Source organism: Microbacterium sp. UBA3486 (genome assembly GCF_002377845.1).
GTDB classification, from domain to species: Bacteria; Actinomycetota; Actinomycetes; order Actinomycetales; family Microbacteriaceae; genus Microbacterium; species Microbacterium maritypicum_A.
In genome coordinates this window covers 1-6062 of the sequence record NZ_DFQP01000068.1, presented here as the reverse complement: position 1 = coordinate 6062, position 6062 = coordinate 1, and the positions used below count along the sequence as shown (strand labels likewise).

General features: G+C 72.9%; 6 protein-coding genes. All 6 read right to left on the bottom strand.

All coding sequences use genetic code 11. The annotated features are described in order from the left end of the window. Nucleotides 1-744, bottom strand: a 744-nt coding sequence (locus B2869_RS09540) for an ABC transporter transmembrane domain-containing protein (RefSeq protein ID WP_292765594.1), incomplete at its 3' end; no start/stop codon positions are given. After that, nucleotides 741-2396 carry an ATP-binding cassette domain-containing protein gene (locus B2869_RS09535; RefSeq protein WP_292765592.1) on the bottom strand — a complete coding sequence of 552 codons (1656 nt, stop codon included), beginning with the start codon at nucleotides 2394-2396 and terminating at the stop codon, nucleotides 741-743. The genes B2869_RS09540 and B2869_RS09535, both read right to left, overlap by 4 nt. Further along, nucleotides 2393-3412: a hypothetical protein gene (locus B2869_RS09530; RefSeq protein ID WP_292765590.1), complete on the bottom strand. Its 1020-nt coding sequence runs from the start codon at nucleotides 3410-3412 to the stop codon at nucleotides 2393-2395. Before B2869_RS09530 ends, B2869_RS09535 begins: the two co-directional genes overlap by 4 nt. Nucleotides 3413-3420: 8 nt before the next feature. Continuing rightward, a complete protein-coding gene (locus tag B2869_RS09525; RefSeq protein WP_292765588.1) occupies nucleotides 3421-4824 on the bottom strand; it encodes a YcaO-like family protein in 1404 nt (467 codons plus the stop codon). After that, nucleotides 4821-5798 (bottom strand): CocE/NonD family hydrolase, encoded by a 978-nt coding sequence (locus B2869_RS09520; RefSeq protein ID WP_292765586.1) that lies wholly within the window; start codon nucleotides 5796-5798, stop codon nucleotides 4821-4823. The genes B2869_RS09525 and B2869_RS09520 overlap by 4 nt, the downstream gene beginning before the upstream one ends. Beyond that, a partial coding sequence (locus tag B2869_RS09515; RefSeq protein WP_292765584.1) for a hypothetical protein occupies nucleotides 5795-6062 on the bottom strand: 268 nt, incomplete at its 5' end. The genes B2869_RS09515 and B2869_RS09520, both read right to left, overlap by 4 nt.

The window sequence follows — 6062 nt, the reverse complement described above, 5'->3', positions numbered from 1 at the left end:
GCGCGTGCCGTCGACGAGCTGGGAGTTCACCTCCCGGCGGCGGGTGACGCGCGCCGACCGCCGGGTACCGTCGACGGCCTCGCGAACGCCCCGGCTCTGCAGCCCGAAGGCGAGGATCTCGCGCAGCGCACCGAGGGCGTCGACCAGTCGTTCGGACTGCTCCTCGCGCTCCTGCTGCTCGCGCGCACCGATACGCCGCGACGGACCCGCCCCGGCCCAGACGGTGAGCGCGACCGCGACCGCTCCGGCGAGCATCACGACCGCCGCCACCGGCATCACCAGGAACGCGCAGACCAGGGCTCCGACGAAGAGCGTGAACGCGGCACCGATCTGTGCGACCGTGTGGGCGTAGAAGAACTCCAGCTTCTCGATGTCTGTCATCGCAACCGACGCGGCCCGACCGGAGTGCTCGCGACGGCGACCGGGAACGCTGCGCGAGTACGCGTCGAAGAGCGCCATCCGCAGCCGGGCGAGCACGCGGTAGGCGAGGGCGTGCGACACGTCCATCTCGCGCCACGTGAGGAAGGTGCGCAGCAGCACGAGGCCTCCGAGGGCGAACCACCAGACCGCCGGCGGCCAGGTGCCGTGCACGACGGCCCCGCCGACGCCGAGCGCGGTGAGCACCGCGATGGCGGCGAGCGCGCACAGGCTCGTGGTGGCGATCAGGTAGCTGCAGGCGATGCGCCGCCATTCGGGTCGCAGCGGCGGAAGCAGCCGAGCGAGGATGCCCGCGGACGAGGTCATGAGGCCTCCTCCACGAGCATTCCGTCACGGAGCACCCGCACATCGGCGACCCTGGCCAGGGCCTCGGGACGGTGGCTGATCATGAGCACGATCCTCTCTGCGGCGACACGTTCGAGCGTCTCGGCCACGGTCAGGGCGCTGCGGTCGTCGAGGGCGCTGGTCGGCTCGTCGACGAGAAGCACGGGGCGCCGGGCGAGCAATGCTCTGGCGAGGGCGAGACGCTGCCGCTGCCCGCCCGACAGGCTCGTCCCCGCTTCCGCCACCCTCGCGTCGAAGCCTCCGGGGATCGCCCGGATCTCGTCGAGCACACCGGCTGCGGCGCACGCATCCTCCAGCGCCTCCTGCCCGGCGTCGAACAGATCGACGTTGTCCCTGATGGTCCCGGTGAACAGGACGGGGTGCTGGGAGACCACGGCGACATCGCTCGGGCGGAGCGGGCGCCCGTCGAGCTCGACCGTTCCCGCCGTGGGCGGGAGGAAGCCGAGGACGAGGTCGAAGAGCGTGGACTTGCCCGCACCGGAGGGGCCGGCGATCGCGTGCACCTCGCCACGCCCGGCACGGAGGTCGACCCCGCGCAGGACATCGTGATCGGTGCCGGGGTATCGGTACGACAGGCCGGAGATGCGGAGCACGTCTCCCCCGCCGGTCACCGCCCCGGTCTCGGGTTCCTCGATGCGCTCGATCTCCGTCGCGACCCGTGCGGACCGACGGAACGCACCGAGGGCCGCCAGCCCGGGAACCGCCGTGAGCCCGAGGAATCCGGCATGCCAGTGGCGCGAGAGCTCACGTACCGGCCGGAACGCCTCCGAGGAGAGCAGGAGCAGGGTGTACACCTCGATGGCCGGTGGCTGTCCGGTCATCACGGACACGACGGCCAGCCCGGCGGCGACCACCACTCCGGCCTGCACCGCGAAGTCGGTGATCGCCGTCTCGGCGAGCGACGATCGCATGACGCGTTCCGTGGCCACGCGCAACGACTCCGACCTCGCCTGCAAGCGCTCACGGGTCGCGGGGACATCGCCCAGCGCCCGCAGCGTCGACATCCCCCGGAGTGCCTCGAGCATGTCGCCGCTGAGAGCCTCGTAGCTGTCCCAGTGGTCGAACCCGCGCCGGGCGAGCATCCGCTTCCAGGCCAAAGGGCCCAGCACCGCGAGCAGGATCCCCGCGGCGACGCACAGCGCGATCACGGGCGACAGCACCGCGACGAGGCACACCGCGATCAGGCTGCCGACCACGAGCTGCGCCACCGCAGGGATGTACTTCGACACATAGGCGTCGGTGCCGTCGATGCCGTCGCCGAGCGCGAGCTGGGTCGAGCCGTCGCGGAGGCGGGCATCGTGCAGTCGTTCCGGCACCAGCGCCGCGGCGACGGCCGCACCTCGGAGATCTTCCCTGACCCGCCCTCCGAGGCGGGCGGCGGCATCGCCCTGCGCGAGCGTCAGCAGCATCCGCGCCACCCCGATCGCGAGGATCCCGCCGATGCCCGCCACCGCGCCGGCCGTGTCACCGCGCACGAAGGCGGCGAGAGACCACGCGAGGGCGAGCGCCTGCGCGAGGTGCGTCGCGAACACGAGGAGGAGGAGCAGGATGCTCATGGACAGGAGCCAGGGGTGCCGTCGCGCTTCGCGCCACAGCTCGGGGACGATCATCATCGTGCACCTCCGCGGGAGTCGAGGACGGCGACCGCGTGGAGGATCCACCGGTCGCCCGTCGAGGAGAGGCCGGAGACCGGGCGCGTGCGCCTGTCTCCGGTGAGAGCGGCCTCGTAGCAGAGGCGTGCGGCGGCGAGATGGGCGCTCCAGAGGGTGGCGCCGACGATCGTCGAGGGTGCCCTGCTCGGCAGGGACCAGGAGCGCACTTCGGTCGCACCGCGCACCCAGCCCTGTCCGGAGGCGCGGGCGACGCGCTCGACCTCGGTGGCCGGTGAGCCCCCGATCCGATCGGCGAACTCCGTGATGGCGGGCGAGCGTCGCGTGCCGAGAGCCTGCACAGCAGCGGCGTGCGGGGTCGGCACGTGCGGGATCCCGACGGCGGCGAGCGGGATCTCCGGCGCGAGTCCTCGGCGCATCCAGGCGTCGGCATCCGCAGCCCGGGGGACGCCGAGCATCTCCCGCAGCCGTTTCGAGGGACCGACCTGCACGGGCCCGGCGCGCTCCCCCAGCAGGAATCGCACGGCGGCGACCGCGTAGGCCGCATCCGCGATCCACAGGGGCCACGCCCGGTGCCGGTAGCGGCCGAACGACCGCCCCGGCAGCACGGTGAACACCAGGCGTGCGGTGCCGTCGTCCGATGCCGGCGACGGCCATCCGTCCGCACGGTCGGATGCGAGGACGCGACGATGGAAGACCCCTTCCTGGTCGACCGTCCAGCGCACACCGGTGGGGTCGATCAGGTGGGTCTGCACCGGATAGCACGCTCCGGCCGAGGGGACGGGGCGCCGACGGATGCGGGTGGCCGAGCCGTCGGCATCCCGGTGGTACTCCCCCGGGTGCCACAGGGCGTCGACGAGCTCTGACACCCCGCGGTGAGGTTCGTCCGCGACGGCGCCGACCCGATCCCAGGCGTTCGCGCGCGGCCCCGGCGGCAGGGGACCTGCGGGCATGCGCGAGGTCAGCGCCTCGTCGAGCGGGGCAGGAAGGCCGCGGCTCTCGCGGCGTGTGCGATCCATGACGGCCCTCACATGTGCGGAGCCGGGAGGAGCGTGAAGTCCTCCGGGCCGCCGGTCCAGGTGGTGCGCCAGCCGCGCTCCTCGGCCGCCTCGCGGAACCGTGGCATTCCGAGGTACGAGAACGCCGCCGGGGCGTTGGGCACCAGTCCGGTCACGATCGAACGCACCACGCGCAGGTCGGTGCGTCGCACGTCGGAGGTCGTGAGGTCGCGGGTCAGGACGCGGTGACCGCGATCGCGCAGACGCCCGTACACCTCGTCGATCGTGACCGGGTCCACCGCACTCAGCGGACGCACGCCCTGCGCGGGCGACTGGAACCGCCGGGCCTCGTCGTGCACGCTCGGGTCGAGCCACACCTGCACGTGCGCGCCGAGGTCGATCACGTTCTCGAACTGCGGCCCGGCCGCGGCGAGGTAGTCGGCGTGCGGACGGAAGTCGAGGGTGAGGCCCTTCGCCATCAGTCCCGCAGCGACCGCGCGGAACACCCATCCGTCGTCCGTCGTGCATCCCTGCGTGTAGATCCAGGTGTGCACCGCTTCGAGCACGGCCTTCCGCGCGGCCCGCGCCGGGTCGAGCGAGGCCGAGAAGCCTGCAGCGTAGAGCCCGCGCTCCTCGTCGTGCACGAGCGCGCCGATCGCGGGAGCGAACTCCGAGGGCATCGCCACCAGCCACACCCGCAGGCTGCTCCCCTGAAGATCATTGAGCAGGCCGGGGACCGTGGCCGGATCGATGCCGAACGTCGGTCCGTCCAGGTGCCACCACACCTCGAGCGCATCCCGCTCGATGACCTCAATCACCCCGCGGTCGCGGGCGTCGTCGAAGCCTGCGCCGGTCGCGATGCCGGCGTAGTTCAGATGGTGAGTCCGCGGCAGCGCGCGGAACCGGGACTGCCGCCAGTTCAGGTGCACGAGAGAGTCCGGCACCCACACCGAGCCACCGTCGATCTCGTCGCAACGTGCCCAGAGCGTCAGTGTGGAGGGGAGCAGACGCTGATACGCGAACCCGGGCCGTGCGAGCTGCCAGTCGGCGAAGCGCGGCAGATCGGACTCGGCGACGACGCTCTCGCCCTCCGCACGCAGGTCATCCGCCGAGCTGACACGGAGCTCGCTGCGAGGCAGCTCATCGGGCAGCCAGTTGCCGCAGTACCGCTCCACGCCCTCGCCGATCGCGGCGATGCGCGCCTGAGCGGGGTCGCCGAACGATGTGCCGAGCGAGACCCGATCGGCGGGCCACTCGCCGAGGATCCGGGCGTCGGCCACGGATGCCGTCAAGGCCAGGTACCGGTCTGGGGCGCCGATCGGATGCGGCACCTCCCGCACCGAGCGGATGATGCCGGCCTCCGCATCGACCAGCGCCTCGGCCGACAGGGTCGCCCGCGCTGTGCGGCGGTGAAGGTTGTCGTGCAGGGTCATGCTGTCCTCTCGTACCGCCAGCGGCCGGTCTCCGGCTCGAAGGCGGATCTGGTCCGGCGGCTTCGCCCCGACGCCGGTGCGGGGAGCGCGGATGCCGTGGTCGGCAGGCCGGTCTCGGCGAGCCAGGAGTCGAGTACGCCGCCGATGCCGCCCGCACTGCGCAGCCGGGAGCGGACATCGGCATCGTCGATGTCGGCAGCGAGCCGATGCCCCCACGGACCGTCGACCAGGTGGACGGGGCCCTGCCAGGCGGCCGCGAGCCGACCGGCATGCGTGAAGAAGAAGTCGTGATCGCCGCGGATGAGCAGCAGCGGTGCCAGGAGCGCCCCGTAGGCACGGTCCAGGTCGACGGCCGGAGCAGACCAGAGGCGTCGCCATCCGGACAGGACCTCGGAAGACCACCCCCACTCGTCGGCGGCCCGATGCACGCCCACGTCGGATGCCCGCCGGACACGGGCCGAGAGCTGCTCGTCCGACAGCGGCGCCATGGAACGCGGGCCGCGGCCGTGCTGGTGCCACCACCCGATCCGGTCGCGCAGCTGGGGACGCCCGTTCTCGTCCCACGCGGTCTCGGCGAGCCCGAGCGCCGGCACCTGGAGCACCAGGGCCTCGACGACGACGGCCCTGGCCGCTTCGAGTGCGGTGTGCGCGGCATACGAGCCGCCGGACAGCACGAGCGGGAGCCCGGGGCTCTCGGCCCTGACCTGCTCGACCACCGCGCGCCCGTCGCTGCGTTCCGCGAGGTAGGGGCGCCATTCACCGTCGGAGGAGTGGCGTCCGCGCACGTCATGGATCACGCAGCGGTAGCCCCGCCCGACCCAGGCGCGTGCGGTGTCGCCGTGTCGCCAGGCGCCGTATGGCGTACGGATGAGCACGACGCCGCGAGGTTCCGCGGGTTCCCAGACCCAGCCGCGCAGCAGGGCGCCGTCTTCCGCGAGCACGGCATGAGGGCGGGCATCGCGCGGCGGCGTCATCGGATCACCCGGCGCGGGGCCGCGGGGAAGGGCAGCACCGTGTGCGCGCTCACGGAACCGGTTGCGGGAACGACCTTCCAGAGCGTCGTCCGCAGCCGGTCGAGTTCTGCGTCCTCCTGCGCCCACGCGAGGATGGTGTGCAGCAGTCGGGCGAGCACGAGCGCTCTGGTCGCGTCGTCGAGCGCGCCAGGGGTGAGCGGACGCGCCAGCTGCCAGGCCTCGGTCGACGCGGGCGCGCTGCTCGCGGCCACCCGTCGCGCGGCC

Bases quoted from the DNA above. Each gene is read 5' to 3' on its own strand.
- B2869_RS09535 (WP_292765592.1), bottom strand. From the start codon at position 2,396: ATGATGATCGTCCCCGAGCTGTGGCGCGAAGCGCGACGGCACCCCTGG.
- B2869_RS09530 (WP_292765590.1), bottom strand. From the start codon at position 3,412: ATGGATCGCACACGCCGCGAGAGCCGCGGCCTTCCTGCCCCGCTCGAC.
- B2869_RS09525 (WP_292765588.1), bottom strand. From the start codon at position 4,824: ATGACCCTGCACGACAACCTTCACCGCCGCACAGCGCGGGCGACCCTG.
- B2869_RS09520 (WP_292765586.1), bottom strand. From the start codon at position 5,798: ATGACGCCGCCGCGCGATGCCCGCCCTCATGCCGTGCTCGCGGAAGAC.